Genomic DNA, 22,030 nt, shown 5'->3' on the forward strand with positions numbered 1-22,030 from the left:
TGGGGATGCGGTGCCGGCGATCGGCGTTGGCCTTGAACGGCATGGCGCAATCCCTCACTGCTCGAGGGCTCGCCTCTACGCCAGCCTACCCCAACGCGCCTGACCGAGCGACCCATGCAACAAGATGATTCCGAATGGCTGTCGGGACTATGCAAGTCGGTTGCAAGACGGCCCTCGACGGGATATACAGATGGTATATCCGTGGCTACTTCCGATGACTCGCACGACGCTGTTTCAAAGCAATCGGTCCCAGGCGGTGCGCCTGCCGAAGGACGTCGCCTTTCCGCCGGGCGTCCGCGAAGTGGCAATCCTCCGCGATGGCGCTCGTCGGGTGATTGTGCCGGCTACGGCGCTGTGGGACGATTTTTTCGCCGCCCCTAGCGTTGATCTCGGCGAGCGCATCCAGCCGGAGCATCAAGCCCGCGAGCCGTTCTGATGCTCCGGAACATGCTCGACACCAACCTCTGCATCCGCTTGCTCCGGGACCGGCCACAAGGACTGCGCCCGCGCTTTAATGCAGAAGCGGAGACCCTCTGCATCTCGACCATCACCCTGGCGGAACTCCTGCACGGCGCGGCCAAGTCCGCGCGGCCGGCTGAGAACCGCCGAGCAGTGGACGGGTTGGTGGCGCGCCTGGTGGTCCTAGCTTTCGACGAGGATGCTGCGGCCCACGCCGGGGAGATCCACGCCGATCTCGAGCGACGCGGGCAACTCATCGGCCCCTATGACATCCTCATAGCCGGCCACGCCCGCAGCCGGGGGCTGGTGGTGATCACCGGCAATCTTGGTGAATTCCAGCGTGTCGATGGACTGCGGGCAGAGGATTGGCTTGCTCCGTCCTGACCGGTCGGACTGCTACGACCACATCGCATTCATAGGCTGGTTACATGCCTTCTTCAGCCGAGGCCTCCCTGCGGCAGGGCCGCGACCACCGCCTCGGTATGTTCGCCAAGCCGTGGCGGCGGACGGTCACTGCAAGGTGGCGTGCGTGACATCCGGATCGGGTTGGCGATCACCCGGACCGCCTGCCCGTCCGGGCGTACAACTTCCCGCACCAACCCGCGCGCGATGACCTGCGGGTCGGCGAAGACTTGGGCAAGGGTGTTGATCGGGCTGGCCGGCACGCCAGCCGCATCGAACAAGGCCTGGCATTCCGCCAGGGTCTGGTCGCGCAAGGCATGGCCGATCAGCAGCGCAAGGGCATCCGCATGGCGGAGACGGTCGGCATTCCGCGCGAAGCGCACATCTGCCGACACTTCCGGCATACCGAGCGCCGCACAGAAGGCGCGGAATTGCGCGTCATTGCCGACGATGATCATCAAGTCGCCATCAGTGCAACGAAAGCTATTACTGAGATAGACCGTCGCCAGCCGATTGCCGGCGCGGGGCGGCACCCGGCCGGTGGCGAGATAGCCCATGCCGAGATTGGTAAGGCCGGCCACCTGCACGTCGAGCAGCGACATGTCGATATGCTGCCCAAGGCCGGAGCGCTCGCGCTCCCTGAGCGCCGCCAGGATGGCAACATCGGCATAGAGCGCGGTCATCTGGTCGGCGACGGCGATGCCGGCCTTGCGCGGCCCGCCGCCGGGCGCATCATCTGGGTTGCCGGTGATGCTCATCAGCCCGCCCATGCCCTGCACGATGGTGTCGTAGCCCGGCCGCGGCGCGTAGGGGCCGGTCTGCCCGAAGCCGGTGATGGAGCAGTAGACCAAGCGGGGGTTCGCCGCCGACAGCGTCGGGTAATCCAGGCCGTACTTCGCCAGGGTTCCGACCTTGTAGTTCTCGATCAGCACGTCCGAGGTGGCGACGAGACGCGCCACCAGCGCCTGCCCCTCAGGGCTTGCGATGTCCGCCACCACCGAGCGCTTGCCGCGGTTGCAGGTCCAGAAGTAGACCGACTCATCGAGTGGCGTAACCGGCGGATCGGCGACGAAGGGTGGCGCCCATTCGCGCGTGTCGTCGCCGCGCCCTGGCCGCTCCACCTTGATCACGTCGGCCCCGAGGTCAGCCAGAACCTGCCCGGCCAATGGCCCGGCCATGACCCGGGACATGTCGAGCACGCGGAGCCCATGGAGGGCGCCAGAGCCGGCTTGCGTTGTCATCGTCGCTATCGCCCGATCCAGTGGGGCTTCCGCTTCTCGGCGAAGGCGGCCAGGCCCTCGCGGCAATCCTCCGTACCAAAGACGGTGGAGACCAAGTCCACGGCGGACTCTGCCCCTTCGTGGTAGCCGGCGGCGGCAGTGCGCAGGAAGGCCGCCTTGCCGAGTCGCATCAGCGTCGGTGACTTGGCGGCGAAGGTCGCGGCAGTGCGGCGCGCCTCGGCCATCAACCCGGCCTCTGGCACATGGCGGCTGACCAGCCCAAGCGACACCGCCTCCGCGACGTCGAAGCTCCGGCCACTGAAGAGCAGGTCGAAGGCGCGGTGCCGGCCGACGATGCGCGGCAAGTGGTGGAAATGGATCGCCGGCAGCAGGCCGACATCGACCTCCGGATAGCCGAAGCTGGCATGATCGGCGGCGAGAATAATGTCGCAGGTGATGGCGATCGACATGCCGGCGCCGCGGGCCGCGCCGCCGATGGCAGCGATCGAGGGCTTGCCGAGGGCGGACTGGGCCTCGCTGATCCGGACATAGATCTTGCCGACGATGCGGTGCGCATCTGCCGGCGTGCCGCGCAGGAAGGCAGGCAGGTCGAGCCCGGCGCAGAAGCGGCCGGGGATGGCGCTTGAGAGAATGACGGCGCGCACCGCGGGATCGCGGCGCGCCCGGTCCAGAGCCTCTATCAGGGCATCCATGAAGGCTTCGGTGATTGCGTTCACCGGGGCGTTGTTGAACAGGATCTCCGCGACCCCGTCCTGGACTTCGTAGTCGATCACTTGGTTTCTCCTCCTGCTCTTGTTGAGCAATCTAGCCGGGGCGCGGACAGGTCGGCGAGGCGACGGCTGCTGGCTTGACGCCACCCTGCCGGGACAGGCCGAATACGGTGGCGTCCCGCCACCTCACCTGGGCCGCGGGAGGACAGGAACGTGCCAGAACGCCAAGGCTTGGCGACTATTGTCATACGTTGCGCCCTCAGGCGCCGGTCCATTCTCGCGCTGCCGGCGCTGCTGCTGCCGTCCGCCACAAGCCAAGCCCAGGACGGCGGAACGCGGCCGGTCACGCTGGTGGTGCCGTTCCCGGCTGGCTCGGTCACAGACAACGTCACACGCGCCATCGCGCAACAGCTGCAGGAGAGCCTCGGTCAGCCGGTGGTGGTGGATAACCGGCCGGGCGCGCAGGGCACACTCGCGGCCGCGCAGGTCGCCCGTAGCCAACCGGACGGGACCACGCTGCTGATGGGCTCCTCGGTCATGTTCGTCGCCCGCAGCCTGATCCGAAGCCTGCCCTACGATCCGGTCGAGAGCTTCCAGCCGGTGTCCGGGGTCGGCTCCACCTCGATGATGCTCATGGTCCCCGCAACCTCGCCTGTCCGGTCGCTGGCCGACCTGCAGGTACGGGCGCGGCGGGCGGCGCCACCGGTTACCGTCGGCTTCGGTTCGCCGAGTGGCCAGGTCGCCCTGGCGCTCTTCGCCACGGCGAGCGGCACGCAGCCGGTCGGCGTCAGCTACCGCGGCATTCCCCAGGCCATGACCGACCTGGTCGGCGGCCATATCGAAGCTGCGGTGGTGGATCTCGGCACAGGCCTTGCGCAGCGGCGGTCGGGCCAGGTGCGGGCGCTTGCGATCTCTGCGGCCGCGCGCAGCCCGCTGGCGCCCGAGGTGCCGACGCTGCAGGAGAGCTTTCCGAGCGCGGAGGGCGCTCTTGAGACAATCATCGCAGTGCTCGGCCCGGCAGGGATGCCGGCGGCGACTGTGGCGCGGCTAGATGAGGCGATCCGCGCTGCCCTGACCCGGCCGGCATTGCAGGAGCGCTTCGCCACGCTGTCCACCGCCGTGCTACCGCTGACGGCTAGCGCGCTGGCAGCGCGCATTCGGGCCGACAATGCGCGATGGGAGGCGCTGATCCGGCAAGCCGGAATCGAGCCGGAGTGACTGCGCGACGGCAGCCTAACACGTGTTCTCGGCGCTTCTCGTGTTTGGTCCCGACCTGCCCAAGCCGGATCTGATAAGCAGGATCGTATAACCGGCTCCTCAGCCGCGATGCGGTATCAAGCGGCGTTTACGCACTGCCCGCGACCGACGTTCCACCATGCCTTGCACGATTCCAGTGACGACGAACGGGAGTAGGGCAACAAGGAGCTGCAGAATGGCATTTGGTGTGCGCTCCGATGCTGACGCAGATTGCCTCTGCAATCCGCGTCGCTCGGGATCCTGGGCGAGCACCGCATCGGCCGGCTTCGCCGGAACCGGCACCGCCTGCTTGCTCCCGTTGAGGTTGGCCCAGGCCCGCGTGAACTCAGCTCCGGCCAGGAAGATCAGTGCTGAGTAGTAGAGCCACACCAGCACGATGATGATCGCGCTCGCAGCACCGAAGCCGGCGGCGACATCGCTGTTTCCGATATAGAGCGCGATGAGGGTCTTGCCGACGGTGAACAGGATGGCGGTAGTGAAGGCCCCAATGAGAACGTCGCGCCAGGCGAGTTTGCGATCTGGCAGCACCTTGTAAATCGCCGCGAACAGCAGCGTCAGAACGCCGATCGTCACCGCAATGCTCAGCACCAAGGCGAGCAACGCACCGCCCGGGAGGACGGCCTCCAGCCAGGAGCCGAAAGCTGCGATGGCCGCGCTGACCGCGAGGGAGGCAATCAGGATGAAACCTGTCGTCGCCACCAGGCCGAGTGCTGCAGCTTTCGCCTTGACTAGGCGGGAGACGGTCTCGGTAATCGAGCCGGCCTCCGGCACCTCGGTTTTCCAGACGGCGTTCAGCGCATTCTGCAGGGCACCGAAGGCGCCGCCGGCGGTGAGCAGCAAGGTGCCCAGGCCGATCGCCACCGCCCAGCCGCCGCGCGCACCACCCATCGCGCCTTCTGCCAACCGCCCGACTTCACGCGCCGCTTGGTCGCCCAGCATGCCGGCCATCTGAGCGGTGATGGCGTCATCAACCTGATCACGGCCAAAGACGAAGCTGGCGATGCCGGTGGCGATGAACAGCAACGGCCCGATCGAGAATAAGGTGAAGTAAGCAATACCAGCAGCCCGCGTCAAAGCGTCGTCCGCTATGAAGCCTTCTCCAGTATCCTTCAGCAATGCCCATATCCGACCCATAGCAAAGCATCCATGATGAACATGGCTGTGGAACGGCTTGCCGATAAAGCGGTTTCCTCGAACCTCGGTGCTCTCGTTGCGACGCGTGCGATGCAGCCGGTGCGGCTCGGCGGCCGGTAGGTGTCCATCATGATCCAGCCTGACACGCGCTTGCCTGTGATCCGGAAGGGCGAGGGCGCGCGCTCAAAAAGCAGGTTGAGTATTCCGATTAAGCCACCCGCGGCTCTCCCGCATAAGCGCCAATAGCCTCGAACGGCTGGGGCGACCCGCGACCGCTGTGCACTACCTCGCTGCTCTCGGCCGTGTGCCTTAAAATTGATTATTTCTATTTAAAAAACACCTCCAAGTTGTGGTTAATGTGACTCGTTGGGGTGATCAAACACGTCAGACCAGCGGCACCTAATCCGATGCGGCATGGCTAAGAGGCAAAATTTCCCTCCTTTTCCCGTGCATACGTTAAGGCGCGTTACGCACTGGTTGAGAGACTTCCTCACTCGGCTCCGAACAGGGTATCGCTCCGAGCGACACTACATGCGGGGCGCACGCCCTTCCGCATCAGGTATCCGCCGCTGAAGTTGGCCAGTTCGTTACTGGGAGAGTGACCAGCCCCCATCGGGTGGTCCGGGCGGAATTTTAGTGGATCACCGCCGTGGCTGCTCCTGAGCCGATCCGCGGCCTAGCCACTGGCACCGTCTCCGGGGCGGGTGGGCTGTAGCCCAGCGACGAGTGCGGCCGAACCCGGTTGTAGTGCTGCCGCCATTGCCCGATCAGCACCTGGGCTTCCCGGAGCGTGTGGAACACCTCGCCGTTCAGCAGCTCGTCGCGCAGCTTGCCGTTGAAGGATTCGACGTAGCCGTTCTCCCAGGGGCTCGCCTTCTCAATGTATGCCGTCTTCGCGCCAACGCCGGTGATCCAGGCCTTCACCGCCTCGGCGATGAACTCCGGCCCCTGGTCCGAGCGGACATGCGCGGGCGTCCCACGGGCCAAGAACAGCTCAGCCAGCACGTCGATCACGTCCGCCGAGGTGAGCTTGCGCGCCACCCGGATCGCCAGCGCCTCGCGGGTGAACTCGTCGACTACGCAGAGCATCCGGAACTTCCGCCCGTCCCGGGTTCGGTCCTCGACGAGATCGTAGGCCCAGACGTGGTTCGGCCGCTCCGGCCGCAGTCGGATGCAGGAGCCATCCGCCAGCCACAGCCTGCCGCGCTTCGGCTGCCGCTGCGGCACCTTCAGTCCCTCGCGCTGCCAGATCCGCTCGACGCGCTTGCGGTTCACCGACCAGCCCGCCTCCCGCAGCAGCGCCGTGATCCGCCGGTAGCCATACCGGCCGTAGCGCTTCGCCAGTTCGACGATATCGGCCGTCAGCCTGGCTTCGTCATCCGCCCCGCGCGGCGCCTTCCGCTGCGTCGAGCGGTGCTGCCCCAGCACCTTACAGGCCTGCCGCTCGGACACGCCGAGTTCGCGCACCACATGCTCGACGCACGCCCTGCGCCGCGCAGGGCTCACCATTTTCCCGACGCGGCTTCCTTCAGAATGACCTTCTCGAGCGTCAGATCCGACACAGCCTTCCGCAGCCGGGCGTTCTCGCGTTCCAGCTCTTTCAGCCGCTTCACCTGGTCCACTTTCAGGCCGCCGTATTCCGACCGCCAGCGGTAGTAGCTCGGCTCCGTCACCGACTTGCCCTGGCCCACCAGAACCTCGACCTGCCGCAGCTTGGCGACGATCTCCTCCGGCGTGTGCGCCTTCCTCCGCGCCATCCCAGCCTCCTCCGTAGCCGCCGGACTACCTTACCGGCGGACTACTTCTACGGGGGCAGGTCACATTGGCTGGGGGGTCTCCGGGCAGCCCTTTTGGCTTCATGGCTGGGGGTAAGCCATAGAGCGGTCTCTCACCGCATGGCACCTGGGGAGATGCCATGCAGTCGAATAATGCCGCTTCGGCGGTTCTGTCGCAGTTTTGCTCGCGCCTTATCCACCGGCTGCCTGACATCCTCGTCTAACAAGCGATTTAGGCGCTTCCCATATGTTAGAGGGAGGTTCCAAAATCCCGGTTGGCCGCGGGTTTCCAGCATGCTAGCGCAGATCTCATGCCGCGCTACAATCGGCCGACTGAGGTGATCACCTCGGCGGATTAACAGCATTCCGCGGCACGAAGCGGACGTAGGCCCGCAGGCCGTCCGGTTCGAAGCGCAGTTCTACCGCAGCACCCGTGCCCAGGTCGCGTGCCAACGCCCGCTCGAGCAACTGCGTCCCGAAGCCGCGGCGCGTCGGCATCCCGGCGATGGCCGGCCCGCCACTCTCAACCCATTCCAGCGTCATCTCCCCATCCAGCTGCTCGCGGCAGGTGACGGCAACCCGCCCGTCGGGCGTGGAGAGTGCCCCGTGCTTGGCGGCGTTGGTGGCCAACTCGTGCAGTGCCAGAGCCAATGTCTGCGCCTGTGCCGGGGAGAGCCGTCCCATTCGTCCGGAGTCGAGGTCGCAGGAGAGGTCGACGCGGGATCCGGCGCTGGTCCCGCCGAGCCAAGGCGCGAGCGCGGCGCGGGCCACCGCGTCGAGGTCGGCCGCCTCCCAGGAGGCAGCGGTCAGCAGGTCGTGCGCCCACGCGAGCGCCTGCAGACGGCCATTGAGGTCGGCCGCCAACCGCGCGGGGTCGGCAGATCTGGGATTGCGCAAGGTCTGGGCCACCACGGCCTGCACGGTGGCGAGCACGTTCTTCACGCGGTGGTTCAGCTCGGCTACCACGAGACGCCGGTGCCGCTCGCTCTGATTGCGTGCCTCCAGCGTGGTGGCAAAAGCCGCCGCGAGATCGTCAGCTTCGCGCAAGCCGGTTGGTCCCGGTGTGGCACCCTCGGTGATCAGCGCAATCAGGCGTTGGAATGCTGCAACGGTGCGGCGTGCGAGCAGGACAGCGAGCGCAATACCCGCGGCGGCAATCAGCCCGCCCAGGCCCAGGATGCGTGTGAGGGCGGCGCGTAGCGGCGCCTCGAACATCGCCTCGGGGGTGGTCAGCACGTAGCCGTAGCCGCTTCTGGGCCCGTGCGAAAAGGCGATGACCGCCGGAATGCCCTCGCGGGTGGTGGTGCCGCGCAGGATGCCCTCGGGTGCAGCGGATACCCGGCTCCAGATCTCGGGCCGCGCTGATTGGCCGACGATGCCGTCACCGCCTTGCGTCCGGGCGACGATCGTCCCCGTCCGATCCAGCACCGTGCCGACCGAGCCAGGCATGTTGGGCACGCGCTGCGCCTCGAGCACCGCGGCCAAACGGGCCTGCGGCAGGGAGAGGCCGAGGGTTGCCGCCACCGCGCGCTGCCCCGAGCCATGGGGGGGGCCGAAGGCCGGCACGCCGATGGCGACCGCGGGCGCTCCCGTGGCAGTGCCGCGGAACAGGTCGGTGATCTCGGCGCGTCCCGAGGCAAGAACCCACTGCGCGGCTTCCGGGGCGCGGACCCCCGTTCGGCGTTCCCCCAACGCCCATGCCGTCATCAGTGCCATCCGGCCATCGGCGGCAACCAAGGATATGGTCGCATCTCCGAACTTGGCAGAAGCGGCGCGCAGCTCCCCCTCGACGGCATCAAGATCGCCCCGCGCCAAAGCGGAGGAGGCGGCGAGACCGTCGAGCAGCGCCTCGGCGCGGTCAAACTCGCGGTCGACGGCAAGCGCCAGCGCCCGTGTCTGGCCGAGCAGGGCATCCTCCGCCCGCGCTCGCGTGCCGTCCTGCGCGTGCCAAACGGCGGCGGCGGCAAGTGCGAGGAGGGGTACCGCGACCGCGGCCACGAGCAATGATAGTCGCCGGGCGAGGGACGGCGGGGACCGACCCGAGACGGCGCTCGTCGGGCCCACGGGCTGGCTCAATCAGGCATCCCAGTTTGTTCCACCAACATGCCCCTTAATGCCCCGGCATGCATCTGTACCGCACCCGGACCCCTGGACAAGCTTTGGACTATGGGGTGCGCGCTTGAGGGCTTCCTGGCATCACCCGTCGCCTGCGGCACCGCCTGCAAGCCGGGTAGTCCCGCAGCAGCACCGCACCACAATCGGGGTGCCGCTGTTAGCATCACCTGATGGGGTGGATGCCCCCTGCTCTGCGGCATTGGAGTGCCATAGCGTGGTTGGTGCTGAACCTGACCACGAGGGAGAGGAGGCATCCATGGAGAGGGCTACCACGATCGGCCTCGACCTGGCGAAGAGCGTCTTCCAGGTGCATGGCATCGATGCGGCGGGTGAGGTCGTGCTGCGGCGCAAGCTGCGCCGACTGGAGCTGCTGGAGTTCTTTGCGGCATTGCCTCCCGCGCTGGTCGGCATGGAGGCCTGCGGCGGTGCCCATTACTGGGCCCGCGAGCTCACCCGCCTTGGCCATACGGTGCGGCTCATGCCGCCCGCTTACGTGAAGCCCTACGTCAAGCGCGGCAAGACCGACGCAGCGGACGCTGAGGCGATCTGTGAGGCGGTGACACGCCCGACCATGCGGTTTGTGCCAGCCAAGACCGCGGCACAGCAGGCGAGCCTTGTGGAGCTCAGGGTCCGCGATATGCTGGTGCGCCAGCGCACCCAGACCATCAACACACTGCGCTCCCATCTCGCCGAGTATGACATCGTTGCGGGGCAGGGGCGCAAGGTTTCTAAGCTGATCGCGGTGGTGCGTGACAACGACGATGCCCGGCTGCCTGGCCTGGCGCGCGAAGCGCTGGGCGAGTTGGTGGAACAGCTGGAAGCCCTGGAGCAGCGCATCGCGCGGCTCGACAGCCGCATGGTCCGCCATGCGCGGGAGGATGAAACGGCCCGGCGGCTGGCGAGCATCCCCGGCATCGGGGCGATTGGCGCGACCGCCCTGGCCGCGCTGGTATGCCATCCGCACGGCTTCGCCTCGGCGCGGCACTTCGCAGCCTCGCTTGGCCTGACGCCGAAGCCGCACTCGAGCGGCGGCGAGGAGCGGCTGGGCCGGATCTCCAAGCAGGGCAACCCCCTGTTGCGCCGACTGCTGGTGCTCGGCGCCACGAGCCGCCTGCGCCATGCCAGGCGCAGCCCGGACGCGGCGGACTGGGCAACGCGCCTGTTGGCACGGCGGCCCTTCAAGGTCGCCGTCGTGGCGTTGGCCAACAAGACTTGCTGGTCCGGGGCGGGACCTACACCACTGCCGCGACCGCCGCCTGAGCGGTCGCGTTCGAGCTCGCCGGGAGCCGCACCCAGCGAGGGCCAAGGTGCCAAAGCGGCGATGACAGCGAGAGACCGGCGAGCCGGTGACGAGAGAGGCCGTTTATCGCGATGCGCTCCCGAGCGCGCTCACCTGATTGCCCCTCGTTCCGCGCAGCTCATCAGGGCCCGCGGCCAGACTGGCCGCAACCAGAGGCCGGACACATGACCGCACCCGTGCTCTCTGGGCCACCGCTACAGATGCGCCTTGACCCGCAGGTGGCATCCACGCACGCGGTAAGCCCCGCTTCCCCTGGCTCCAGAAGAATAGCCGACGTTATTCGCTGAGGCTCCATAAGAGCCCTTATGGAGCCTGTTGACACCCTGCCACATTTTCTGCCCTACTGCTCCAAGTCATTGGGATCGCCCATGTCCGCACCCGCCCTGCTGCCCGACGCCGAGGTCGCCCGCGCCGTCGGCTATGCCCGCCAGGCGCTGGCGCCGGCCACGCTCGCCGCCTACGCCGCGGACTGGGCCGACTTCGACGCCTGGTGCCGGAGCCGCGGCGTGCCGGCGCTGCCGGCCGCGCCGACGGCGGTGGCGGCCTACCTTGCCGCCCTGGCCACCACCCACGCCGGCGCCACCCTGCGCCGCCGGCTTGCCGCCATCGGCCGCGCCCACCGCATGGCCGGCCACCCCTGGTCGGGGTCGCACCCGGCGCTGCGCGACACCCTGGCCGGCATCGCCCGCCAGCACGGCACGCCCCAGCGCCGCGCCGCGGCGATCGGCACCGCCGAGATCCGCCGCCTCGTCGCCACCTGCAGCGACGGCCTCACCGGCATGCGGGACAAGGCCCTGTTGCTGCTGGGCTTCGCCGCGGCGCTGCGTCGATCTGAGCTGGTCGCGGTGCAGCGCGAGCACCTGACCTTCACGCCCGAGGGCCTGCGCCTGCTGATCCCGCGCGCCAAGGCCGACCAGGAGGGGAGGGGGGCCGAACTCGGCCTCCCGCGCGGCCGGAAACCCGAGACCTGCCCGGTGCGGGCCATGGAGGCCTGGCTGCAGGCGAGCGACTGCCGCTACGGCCCGGTGTTCCGCAAGATCGACCGCTGGGGCACGGTGGAGACCGCCGCGCTGCACCCCTACGCCCTGCCGCGGATCCTGCGCCGGCGGCTGGCGCTGGCCGGGATCAAGGCGTCAGGGCTCGAGCGGCTGTCGCTGCACGGGCTCAGGGCCGGGTTCATCACCGAGGCCTACAAGGCCGGGGTGCGCGACGAGACCATCATGGAACATAGCCGCCACAAGGACATCCGCACCATGCGCGGCTATGTCCGACGCGCCAAGCTCGTCGACGAAAGCCCTGCCGGACTGGTCGGGCTGTAGCGCCGGGCGGCGTGGAGGACCAAACGGTCGCTCTCGTTGCGCAGCTTGGACAGGCCCTGGACCGAGTTTTCCGGAGCCGCCGAGTTCGACGCAACGGAAACTCTCCAACATTTTCCACATAAACTCCCGCCGAGCGCCAACCCGCTAGCGCTGCTGGCGCGGCCGTAGCCCCAATCAGCTGCCGTCTCCGGCGGCTTGGCTGGGCGGCACATGCCGCCGCGCCCATATGGGCGGCCAGCCGACTTCGTCCGCCGCAGGGCACGCCTCACCAGGGTTGGTGTGACAGGCGCCGCCTCGCCTGACACACTCCTCTGAAATCCAGGGGAGAACCGCCATGCACGACATCGTCTTCCGCGACGCGCTGATCGTGGATGGCACCGGCGCCGCGCCCTTCGCGGGCGACCTTGCCGTCGAGGGCGACCAGATAGTCCAAGTCGGCGGCAAGGCCGCGGCCGGGCGGCGGGAGGTCCGTGCCGGCGGCCGGCTGGTCACGCCGGGTTGGGTCGATATCCACACCCATTATGACGGCCAGGCGACCTGGGACCCGGTGTTGCGGCCCTCCTCGAACCACGGCGTGACCACGGTGATCTTCGGCAACTGCGGCGTCGGCTTCGCCCCGGCCCGCCGCGAGCACCACCAAGCGCTGATCGACCTGATGGAAGGCGTCGAAGAGGTCCCGGGCGTTGTCTTCACGGAAGGCCTGCGCTGGGACTGGGAGAGCTTCGGCGAATACCTCGACACGCTGGGCCGCATGCCTCGCACCGTCGATGTTGGCACGCAGCTCGCCCACCATCCGCTCCGCGTCTACGTCATGGGCGAGCGCGCGATCCGGCGCGAGGCGGCGACGGCCGAGGACATCGCCGCGATGGAGCGCCTTGCCGCCGAGGCTCTGCGCGCCGGCGCCTTCGGCATCACGACAAGCCGCACCGACCAGCACATGACCCGCGCCGGGGAGCAGGTGCCGGGGCGCTATTCCGACCATGCGGAGCTGATGGGGCTGGCGCGCGCGCTCAGGGCCGCAGGCCGTGGCGCGCTCGGCCTCAATGCCGATTTCGAGGACGTGGACGCCGAGTTCGCCTGGATGCGCGACTTCGCCCGCACCAGCGGCCGGCCGCTCTACTTCCTGCATTTCGACCGCGCGCATGACCGCGCGCGTCTGCCACGCATCACCGCGGCAATCCGCGCCGCCCGCGCCGAAGGGCTTGCGCTGACTGGACAGGTCGGCGGCCGACCAGCAGGACTGCTGCTCGGCCTTTCGACCGACCTCAACCCCTTCATCCTGCGCGAGAGCTTCGCGGAGCTTGCCACCCTGCCGCTGCCGCAGCGGCTGGCCCGCCTCCGCGATCCGGCGACCCGCGCGCGCATCCTTGCCGAGGAGGCCTCGCCTCGCCTGCTGCGGCTGCTGCCACCCCTCTCCCGCTTCATCGCCACGCGCTGGGAGGGGATGTTCGTGCTCGGCGAGCCGCCGAACTACGAGCCGACCGACGAGCGCAGCATCGCCGCCATGGCCGCGCGTGCGGGCCAGACGCCGCAGGCCTACTGCTACGACTACCTGACCACCGGAGACGGCGGGCGGATGCTTTTCTTCCCGCTGGCCAACTACGCGACCGGCGACCACGCGGTGATCCGCGACCTGCTCTGCGACCCGCACACCGTCTTCGGCCTGTCGGACGGCGGCGCGCATTGCGGGTCGATCTGCGACGGCGCGATCCCGACCTTCATGCTGACCCACTGGGTGCGCGACCGCGCCCGCGGGCCGCGCCTGCCGCTGGAGTTCGTCGTGAAGCGCATGACCGGCGAGACGGCAGACTTCATGGGCCTCTCCGACCGCGGCCGCCTGGCGCCGGGGCTGAAAGCGGACCTCAACCTGATTGACCTCGCGGGGCTCCGTGCACACCACCCGGAGATGGTCGCCGACCTGCCCGCCGGCGGGCGACGGCTGATCCAGCGCGTCGAGGGCTACGGGATGACGATGGTCGCGGGCCTGCCGGTCTTCGAGGACGGCGAAGAGACGGGGGCGCGGCCAGGCGTGCTGCTCCGGGCGAGGTAGCCGGCGGCGCCCTTCTGCGTACGTCCCTCGTGCTTTCCTGGCCTGCGGCCGGACCACACCGGCCGAGGTCGAGAATGCGGCCCGCTTGGCACGCGAAGGGGTGCTCTCCGTGCATCTGCGCGGTAGCGCGGCCGCCCTCCGGCTTCCACCGGGATCGGCCCAAAGCAGACGTCCGGCTCGTTTGCCGGTAGAACGGCCCGCATGATGGGACACGCAAACATCCAGGTGCAACGCGCCGACCATGTCGGCTTTGCGGTTGCGTCTCTCGATGAGAGCCTTCGGTTCTGGGTTGATGGGCTCGGCGCGCGGCTCGTGCGGACGGGTGAGATGGGGGGCGAGTTTCTCGGCCAAGTGACGGGGGCACATGGGGCACGGGTGCGCTTGGCGATAGTGTCGTTAGCGGATCAGACGATCGAACTCTTGGAATATCAGGGCCTGGATCGGCCGAGCGCGCCGGCCAAACCGTTCGACCCGGGCTTCGCGCATCTCGCTCTCGTGGTCGATGATATCGACGCGCTCCTCGCGCGGATCGCTGCCTACGGCTGGAAGGCACAGGGCACACCTCAGCCAATCGCGAGCGGCGCGCGGGCCGGAACGCGAGTGATCTACGCCGTTGGTCCTGACGGCGCGACGATCGAGTTCATGCAGCCGCCTCTGGTGAAGGCGACCACTGATCCCACCAGTTGAGGGGCCGCTTTCCGCCCGACTCAGCTGTAGGACAGCGGAGGTCGTTCTCCGTGAGTGTTGGCGTGTCCTTAATCACCGTCAACCATTGATTTAAATAACATTCAAAGTAGACAAGTATTAAATGCATTAGCTCAAATTCCTGAAGTACAGAGCAGATAAACCTCGCTTACCGCAGGTTAGGAGAAGCATGCCGCAATTGCAGTTGGCTGCGGGTTGTCGGCGCGCCTGTACAGATTTTCATCCCGCGTCGAAACCAGCGCCTATCCCGTTGCTGTAAGCGTCGATACAGCAGCGCTCAGCGGAGTGGATGCTGGCAGAGGAGGGGAAGGAGAGCCGAGCATGCGGTCTGTGCTCAGCTCCTCACCGCGGTGGCATGGACGAGGGGTGCAATCCGTGGCGCTACCATATGTCCACGCAGCGGTAGGTTTGTCACAAAACGAACAGTCAACGTGGCTTCTGCAACATCACCCCGACCTCGATGTGATCCTGCCCCACCTGAAAGAGGACCAAGCCCCCTGAGCGACAACCTCGACTGGGCCATGCCGTCCCGCCTCGACGATCTGCCCCGTGCCGAGCTTGACGCGCTGCCCTTTGGTGTCGTCCAGGTCAATGGCGCGGGACGAGTGATCCTCTACAACGCCGCTGAGAGCCGGTTCTCGAGCCGGCCCGTCGAAGCGGTAGTCGGGCGCGACTTCTTCCGCGACGTGGCCCCGTGCACCGACCTGCCCGCCTTTCGCGGTCGCTTCCTCGAGGGCGTCCGACGTGGCGCCCTGGATGAGAGTTTTATCTTCACCTTTGGCTTCGAGCCCGCTCCCATGCGCGTCGAGGTTTGGCTGCGCCGCGCCCGCGAGCCGGATCGCTACTGGATCATGATCCGCTCCCTGGGCGCGCTGCCGCCCGGTCGGCACCGCCTCGCGCGTGCCGCAGCGTCGGAGGCCATTGCGCGGCGCACCCGAGCCGAGCCGGTCGATCCGGCAGTGTGCGAGAGGGAGCCGATCCACCTCGGCGGCGCCGTGCAACCCCACGCGGCCGTGCTTGCCTGTGATCCCGACACAGCCGATCTGGCGGTCCGGGCTTGCAGCGACAACGTCGCCAGCGCCCTTGGGGAGGAGCCAGGCATGGTGGTCGGCCGGCCGCTCGCCGAGGTGCTGCCGAAATGCTTGGTGGGCGCGGTTCGCCACGCACTAGCCAGCGGCGCGCTAGACGATCCCGCCCGTCTGGTGCGCACGACGGCAAGGCTCGGTCCAGACGCTGTACCGTTCAACGCTGAGGCACACCTGCACGCCGGCCGGCTGGTCGTAGAGCTGGAGCGCCTGCCTGAGCGCCCGGAGGACTTCGGTGCCGCTACTCCGGCGCAAGCGCGAGACGCAGTCGCGCGGCTGCGTGTGGCCGGCACGCTTGCCGAAGCGGCGGAAGCAACGGTGCGCGAAATCCGGACCATGACGGGCTTCGAGCGGGTGTTGGTCTACCGCTTCGACCCCGACTGGAATGGCGAGGCCGTGGCGGAGGACAAAGCGGCCGACTGGGCCCATTCGCTCCTCGGGCTGCGCTTCCCAGCCTCCGACATCCCGGCGCAGGCGCGGGCGCTCTATGCCAGGAGCCCGGCGCGTTTCGTAGTCGACCGGGATGCGGTCCCTGCAGCGGTGCTCACCGGACCGTCTCCGACCAACGAGGCCGTCGACCTCACTCACGTGCAGTCCCGCGCTCTTTCACCCGTTCATCTGGAGTACCAGCGCAACCTCGGCGTGAACGGCTCGATGTCGCTCTCGATCATGGTCGAGGGCGCGCTTTGGGGCTTGGTCATCGGTCACCACCGCCGGCCTCACTACATCACGCCGGACACCCGTATGCTTGCCGGGCTGGTAGCGGAGGCTTTCGCGCTGCGGGTGCATGAACTCGAAAGCCGGCGGCTGTGGCGTGAGCAGCAGGAGTCGGCGACGGCGCGGAACGTGCTGCTCGGGCGGATGGCTGCCGCGGACGACTTCGTCGTCGCGGTGACAGCGGGTGACGTGTCAGGCAGGGCGACGCTGCTGAACCTGCTCAAGGCGGGCGGTGCAGCAGTCGTCTCGGACGACCGGGTCGCACTGGTGGGGACGACGCCGCCGCAAGCAGACCTACCCGGTCTCGCAGACTGGCTGCGCGATACGCTTCCGCTTGGCGACCGGGTGTACGCCACCGATCGGTTGTCAGCGCACTACCCCTCCGCGGGCGCCTAGCCTGCAGTGGCGAGCGGATTGTTGGCCGCCTTCGTAGGCGAGGGCGACGGTGGGCGCGAGCACCTCCTGCTCTGGTTCCGCCCCGAGGTGACCACGACAGTGGTGTGGGGCGGCGATCCGCGCAAGCCGGTGCGAGCCGACGTAGCCACCGGGGTCGTGCTGCCGCGCCGCTCCTTCGAGCGCTGGGTGGAGGAGCGTCGGGGCGAAGCTGAACCGTGGGAGACGTGGCAGCTCGATACGGCAGCAGCTTTCGCCGCCGCGATCACGGGCGTCGTCCTGCGCCAAGGCCGCCGCATCGGCGAGCTCACCGCGGAACGGGAGGCGCTCACCAGGGCGCTAAAGCAGAAGGAGGTCCTGGCGCGCGAGGTCGACCACCGCGTCAAGAATTCGCTACAGATTGTGGCGAGCGTCCTGCGCCTGCAAGGACGAAACGTCGCTGACCCCCAAGCCCGGGCGGCCTTTGAGGATACCTACGCGCGGGTGATGAGCGTGGCGCGGGTGCATGACAGCCTCGGGCGGTCGGAGGACGTGGAAAACGTTGATCTGGGCGACACGCTCCACCGGCTTTGCCGCGACCTTACCACCGGGATAACGGGTGGGATGCAGCGCCTTGATGTCAGCGCCGAGCCCGGGCTGATGGTTTCCAGCCAGACAGCGGTCGCACTTTCGATGATTGCGACTGAGCTGGTCATCAACGCGCTCAAGTACGCCTACGCTCCCGGCGAGCCTGGGCGAGTGGAGGTGAGCGCGAAGACGCGGCCGAGTGGCGGGGTGGAGCTGCGGGTGTGCGATTTCGGGCGCGGGCTGCCGGCGGACTGGGCCACGCGTTCGCAGGGCGGTGGGCTCGGAATGCGCGTGATCCGGACGATGCTCGAGCGGATCGGAGCGGAGCTGGGCGTGGCCGATGCACCGGGATCCGGCGCATGCTTCACCGTGTCGGCGTAACGGCCAGAACGTCGCTACCAAAATTGGGAATGGTGCTTACCGCGCCTTATCAAAGCTCCCATGAGTGTGTGATCGCCACGACACATACCAGCAAGCGGCCTGGTGAATGCGCTGGAGTAGGAAAAGACCGCGAACAAGGCAGGGCAACTTGCCGATCGCCTGCTCCGTCTCGACCTCGTTATCCTCGACGAGCTCGGCTACCTGTTGTTCAGCTCGTCGGGCGGAGCCCTGTCGTTTCACCTGCCCAGCAAGCTCTACGAGCGCACCAGCGTCGTGATCACCACCAACCTGAGTTTCAGCGAGTGGGGCGGCGATTTCGGCGATGCCAAGATGACGACAGCCCTGCTCGACCGGCTCACGCCCCACTGCCACATCCTGGAAACAGGCAACGACAGCTTCCGGTTCAGGAGCAGCTCGGCAGAACCCAGGAACAGGAGGGCTAAAACACCCGCTTGACCCAGCCCCGCAGCACGCGGGACATATCCCTTGGCCGGGTCAGTTCTGAGCGAAAATCAACAGCCTAGGTTCGCAATTCGTTCGCACGAACCGGACACCCAGCGCACTTTCGTGTCCGGACCTCCTGCAGCTTGTATCTCAATCCAAGCTTGTGCCTGAGACAAAGACAACCAATGCGATAGATTGCATTGCGTTGTATATCTTGCGGCGTTAATAGTGTTTCATGCCAATGCATGAAACACAATGAAGCAGCCGATCGCCCTGCGGATCGAAGCCGATCTCCTGGCAGAAGTGCGGCGCTGCGCCTCCGAGGAAAACCGAACCCTCACCAACTTCATCGAAACTGTGCTGAAGACCCGCGTCGCCGCCGGGCCGCATTCCCTGGCCCGTCCGCCCGTGGGAGAGCTAGAGGCTGAGGACGATCGTCAGCACAGGCGCAGATAGACACTGCTCAAAAAATTTGAACGGCGGCCGCACCAACAACAGAGGGACTGTATGCCCGAACCACGGCCGATTCCGACCCTGCGCACCGGCGTGTCGCAACTAGATGTCATTCTCCGCGGCGGGCTGCCGCAGCACAGGCTGCACCTTATCGAAGGGACACCAGGAGCGGGCAAGACAACCTTCGCCCTGCGCTTCTTGCTCGAGGGTTTGGCCAACGGTGAGCGCTGCCTCTACGTCACGCTCTCCGAGACGGAGGAGGAACTGACCTCGTCCGCCGCCTCGCACGGCTGGTCGCTCGAGGGCATCGATATCTTCGAGCTCGTCCCAGCCGAAGCGGAGCTAGAGCGCCAGCAAACGGTGCTCTACCCGGCCGAGGTCGAGTTCGGTGGGACCATGCAGATGATTACGGAGCGCATTGAGGCAACCAAGCCCGAGCGAGTGGCAATCGACAGCTTGGCCGAGCTGCGCCTGTTAGCGCAGGAGCCACTCCGCTATCGCCGGCAGCTGCTCGTCCTCAAACGCTTCCTCCAGGGCCGCCACGTCACGACCCTGCTCCTGGACGACCAGACCAGCAGCGACGGCGAGGGTGACCTGCATAGTCTCGTGCACGGTGTGCTCTCGCTGGAGCAGATCGAGCGCGACTACGGCGCATCGCGCCGGCGGCTGCGGATCGGCAAGATGCGCGGTACTAGCTATCAGAGCGGCTGGCACGACTTCGCCCTCACCACCGGTGACGTCCTGGTATTTCCGAGCTTGATCGCCGACGAACATAAGGCCCGGGTGGAGGGCACCGCCGTCTCGAGTGGTGTGGCCGGCCTGGACAAGGTACTCGGCGGCGGTCTGGACCGGGGCACGACGACGATGCTGGTCGGACCCTCGGGCGCGGGCAAGTCGTCAATGGCGCTGCATTTCGCCATGGCTGCGGTCAGGCAGGGCGAGCACGCCGCCTATTTCTCCTTTGACGAAACCTTCCCAACGCTGTCGCAGCGCGCCGGCGCGCTCGGCCTCGACATGGTCGGGGCGGTGGAGGCGGGCACGCTCCATTGGAGCCGTGCCATCCCCTCGCGCCTCTCTCCCGGCGAGTTCGTCTGGCAGGTCCGGCGTGAGGTTGAGGACAGATCGGCGCGCGTCGTGGTCATCGACAGCCTGAACTCTTACCTCGGCACCATGCCGGAAGAGCGGTCGCTGGTGCTGCAGCTGCACGAGCTGCTCACCTACCTGAACAACCAGGGTGTGGTGACGATCCTGATCCTGGCGCAGCAGGGTGTCATAGGCGATGCCCACAACCCAATCGATCTCAGTTTCCTAAGTGACGCCGTGGTGCTGCTGCGCTTCTTTGAGGCAATGGGCGAAGTGCGCAAGGCAATCTCGGTCATCAAGAAGCGCACTGGGGTGCACGGGCTTGCCATCCATGAGTACCAGCTGTTCTCGAACGGCCTGCAGGTCGGGCCACCGCTCCTGGATTTGCAAGGCGTGCTTACCGGGGTTCCGACTTATACCGGCTCGGGGACGCGGCTTATTGGCAGCGGAGGCGATGCCGCCGGCTGAGTTCCCGGCCATGGGACCGGTTCTCGTCCTGGCGCCAATCGGGCGCGACGCCGCGGAGATTGGGCGCATCCTGGCTGGCATGGACGTGCCGACCAAAGCGCCAGACGGTCCTGCCATCCCCTGGAAGGATCTGCTGCCCGATGGGGGCGCGACCGTGGCCGCGTTGCTTGTCACTGAGGAGGCACTCGCCGACGGATCTGACGCGCTCGTAATATGTCTCGCGCAGCAACCGCCCTGGTCGGACCTTCCGGTTGTGGTGCTTACCGCCGGCGGGCGCCGGCGAGGACCCGAGGGACGGTGGGCGCTCTTCGCAGGGCTGGGCAATGTCACTCTGCTCGATCGGCCCCTGCATGCCGAGACGCTGCGGAGCGCGGTTCGGGCCGCTTTGCGGGCCCGGGCGCGCCAGCACGAAACACGACGCCATCTCGAAGCGCTTCGGCTCGCGGCGGAGACGCTCGAGGCTCGTGTTGAGGAGCGTACCCGGGCATTGGTGACGGAGGTGGCCGAGCGCACTGCGGCGCAGGAGCAGTTGCGTCAGGCGCAGAAGATGGAAGCATTGGGCCAACTCGCCGGTGGCGTGGCGCATGATTTTAACAACTCATCCGCTGCGGTGCTGGCGGGCATCACCCTGCTCGAGAAACGCTACAGCACCACTCTCGCCGCGGCAGGTCCGGGCGCCCTGCGTCTGTTGGCCGGGCTACGCGACGGCGCCGAGCGCGGCGCTGCTGTCTCACGCCGCCTGCTCGCCTTCTCACGTCTCGAGAGGCTGAACGCTTCGGTCCTTGGGCCAGCCGAGTTGCTTGGCGGGCTGCGGGATATGCTGGCCAACGCGCTCGGGCCCGGGATCCGGGTGGGGATCGAGGCGCCACCGGGGCTGCCGGTGCTGCAGGCAGACCAGCGGCAGCTTGAGACGGTGCTGATCAACCTTGCCATCAACGCCCGAGACGCGATGTCGCCGGACGGCGGTGAAGTCACCTTCGGCGCCGCGCCTGAGATCGTGGCGGAAGCCGGAGAGAGACATGTCGCCGGTCTGCTTCCGGGCAAATACGTGCGGCTCTGGGTCACCGACACCGGCGCCGGGATGGACACAGCGACACTGGCGCGGGCGACGGAGCCGTTCTTCACGACCAAGCCGCAGGACCGAGGCACCGGGCTCGGCTTGTCCATGGCTCATGGCTTTGCCGCACAGTCGGGCGGCGCGCTATCCCTCAAGAGTAAGCCGGGTCGGGGCACCACAGTAACACTCTGGTTGCCCCAGGCTCGTCGAGAAGCAGACATGGCCACCGCGCCTGTCGCAGGAAGCATGCTACGCGCGCTCGTGGTGGACGATGTCTTGCTCACCCGGCGCTATCTTTGCCACTGCCTTCACCAGAGCGGGTGGGAGGCGACAGAGGCCAATGGTGCTGAAGCATTGGCGCTTCTCGATCTAGGCGAGCCCTTCCACCTGTTGCTTGTCCGCCATTCCATGGCGTCCGGGGTGGACGCATTCACCCTGGCCCGGGCCGCGCGGGCGCGGCGCCCGGGGTTGTTGGCGGTCCTGGTAGCGGGCCCGAAGGTGCCGGCTGACTTCGCTTCCCTTGCAACATCTAAGGGCTTGCACACGCTGACCGAGCCGGTATCACCGGTGAAACTTGAAGAGTTGCTGGCATCACTTCGACCCTGGCATGTAGCCGCGTCTCGGAACGAGGCCGCGGATTAGAGAACTACCTTCGCTGTCTCACAGGCACCCCGCTGATAGCTTGGCCTGGGCTCGGCGACAGTGACGGAGCAGCCGGAGCGGAACCCAAGGGCCACTGCCGATTCAGCTGTTGGGGGATGTGAAGCGTCATGGCTTCAAACACTCACGCTCGCCGCTTACCGCGGGTGAGGAGAGGCTTGCCGCAATCAGCGCAAGCTGCTGAAATCGCGCCATGTCCGACCTGCCCGCGCCTCGCGGGCCTCGGCAACGCTACGCGCCTACCAGACGGGCTGG

15 protein-coding genes and 3 pseudogenes are annotated in these 22,030 nt (G+C 67.4%); 13 read left to right on the forward strand and 5 right to left on the reverse strand.

The window, feature by feature from the left end; genetic code table 11:
- The first annotated feature begins 214 nt into the window (after positions 1-214).
- Complete coding sequence (gene vapB / locus ACFQS7_RS28310; RefSeq protein ID WP_380070508.1) at positions 215-436, forward strand: type II toxin-antitoxin system VapB family antitoxin; 222 nt, start codon at positions 215-217, stop codon at positions 434-436.
- Positions 436-843, forward strand: coding sequence for a tRNA(fMet)-specific endonuclease VapC (gene vapC, locus ACFQS7_RS28315; RefSeq protein ID WP_380070509.1), 408 nt, complete (start codon positions 436-438; stop codon positions 841-843). Before vapB ends, vapC begins: the two co-directional genes overlap by 1 nt.
- A 53-nt stretch (positions 844-896) precedes the next feature.
- On the opposite strand, the gene ACFQS7_RS28320 is transcribed toward vapC, so the two are convergent.
- Both ACFQS7_RS28320 and ACFQS7_RS28325 read right to left on the reverse strand, forming a co-directional pair.
- Positions 897-2,102 (reverse strand): CaiB/BaiF CoA transferase family protein, encoded by a 1,206-nt coding sequence (locus tag ACFQS7_RS28320; protein ID WP_380070510.1) that lies wholly within the window; start codon positions 2,100-2,102, stop codon positions 897-899.
- 5 nt (positions 2,103-2,107) lie between these two features.
- Entirely contained in the window at positions 2,108-2,875 is a 768-nt protein-coding gene (locus ACFQS7_RS28325) for an enoyl-CoA hydratase/isomerase family protein (protein ID WP_380070511.1), read from the reverse strand.
- A gap of 150 nt (positions 2,876-3,025) precedes the next feature.
- On the opposite strand from ACFQS7_RS28325, the gene ACFQS7_RS28330 reads away from it, so the two are divergent.
- Positions 3,026-4,030, forward strand: coding sequence for a Bug family tripartite tricarboxylate transporter substrate binding protein (locus ACFQS7_RS28330; RefSeq protein WP_380070512.1), 1,005 nt, complete (start codon positions 3,026-3,028; stop codon positions 4,028-4,030).
- Positions 4,031-4,129: 99 nt separating this feature from the next.
- On the opposite strand, the gene ACFQS7_RS28335 is transcribed toward ACFQS7_RS28330, so the two are convergent.
- From ACFQS7_RS28335 to ACFQS7_RS28345, 3 genes are all read right to left on the reverse strand, one after another.
- Positions 4,130-5,185: a YihY/virulence factor BrkB family protein gene (locus ACFQS7_RS28335; protein WP_380070513.1), complete on the reverse strand. Its 1,056-nt coding sequence runs from the start codon at positions 5,183-5,185 to the stop codon at positions 4,130-4,132.
- A 651-nt stretch (positions 5,186-5,836) separates the two neighbouring features.
- Positions 5,837-6,960 (reverse strand): IS3 family transposase gene (locus ACFQS7_RS28340; protein ID WP_380070514.1). Its coding sequence is split into 2 segments (ribosomal slippage): positions 5,837-6,711 and positions 6,711-6,960, totalling 1,125 coding nucleotides; the frame shifts between segments, so codons are not numbered across the junction.
- A gap of 360 nt (positions 6,961-7,320) precedes the next feature.
- A complete protein-coding gene (locus ACFQS7_RS28345; protein WP_380070515.1) occupies positions 7,321-8,976 on the reverse strand; it encodes a sensor histidine kinase in 1,656 nt (551 codons plus the stop codon).
- Between the two features lie 373 nt (positions 8,977-9,349).
- Here ACFQS7_RS28345 and ACFQS7_RS28350 point away from each other — a divergent pair.
- The 10 genes and pseudogenes from ACFQS7_RS28350 to ACFQS7_RS28395 all read left to right on the forward strand — a co-directional run bounded on the left by ACFQS7_RS28350 (position 9,350) and on the right by ACFQS7_RS28395 (position 21,757).
- Positions 9,350-10,353: pseudogene (locus ACFQS7_RS28350) on the forward strand (IS110 family transposase).
- Between the two features lie 408 nt (positions 10,354-10,761).
- Positions 10,762-11,712 carry a tyrosine-type recombinase/integrase gene (locus ACFQS7_RS28355; RefSeq protein ID WP_380070516.1) on the forward strand — a complete coding sequence of 317 codons (951 nt, stop codon included), beginning with the start codon at positions 10,762-10,764 and terminating at the stop codon, positions 11,710-11,712.
- Between the two features lie 334 nt (positions 11,713-12,046).
- On the forward strand, positions 12,047-13,762 hold the full coding sequence (locus ACFQS7_RS28360) for an amidohydrolase family protein (RefSeq protein WP_380070517.1): 1,716 nt from the start codon (positions 12,047-12,049) through the stop codon (positions 13,760-13,762).
- Between the two features lie 201 nt (positions 13,763-13,963).
- Positions 13,964-14,449, forward strand: coding sequence for a VOC family protein (locus ACFQS7_RS28365; RefSeq protein ID WP_380070518.1), 486 nt, complete (start codon positions 13,964-13,966; stop codon positions 14,447-14,449).
- Positions 14,450-14,988: 539 nt separating this feature from the next.
- Positions 14,989-17,235, forward strand: a pseudogene (locus ACFQS7_RS28370) (histidine kinase dimerization/phosphoacceptor domain -containing protein); the annotation flags it as partial.
- On the forward strand, positions 17,209-17,610 hold the full coding sequence (locus tag ACFQS7_RS28375) for a sensor histidine kinase (RefSeq protein ID WP_380070524.1): 402 nt from the start codon (positions 17,209-17,211) through the stop codon (positions 17,608-17,610). The pseudogene ACFQS7_RS28370 and the gene ACFQS7_RS28375, both read left to right, overlap by 27 nt.
- 99 nt (positions 17,611-17,709) lie before the next feature.
- Positions 17,710-18,066: pseudogene (locus tag ACFQS7_RS28380) on the forward strand (ATP-binding protein); the annotation flags it as partial.
- 243 nt (positions 18,067-18,309) lie between these two features.
- A complete protein-coding gene (locus ACFQS7_RS28385) occupies positions 18,310-18,510 on the forward strand; it encodes a hypothetical protein (protein WP_380070519.1) in 201 nt (66 codons plus the stop codon).
- Between the two features lie 51 nt (positions 18,511-18,561).
- Positions 18,562-20,058, forward strand: coding sequence for an ATPase domain-containing protein (locus ACFQS7_RS28390; protein WP_380070520.1), 1,497 nt, complete (start codon positions 18,562-18,564; stop codon positions 20,056-20,058).
- Between the two features lie 79 nt (positions 20,059-20,137).
- Positions 20,138-21,757, forward strand: a complete 1,620-nt coding sequence (locus ACFQS7_RS28395; protein WP_380070521.1) for an ATP-binding protein — start codon at positions 20,138-20,140, stop codon at positions 21,755-21,757.
- The last annotated feature ends 273 nt before the right edge of the window (positions 21,758-22,030 follow it).

The organism is Dankookia sp. GCM10030260, from assembly GCF_042666655.1.
GTDB lineage: Bacteria > Pseudomonadota > Alphaproteobacteria > Acetobacterales > Acetobacteraceae > Paracraurococcus.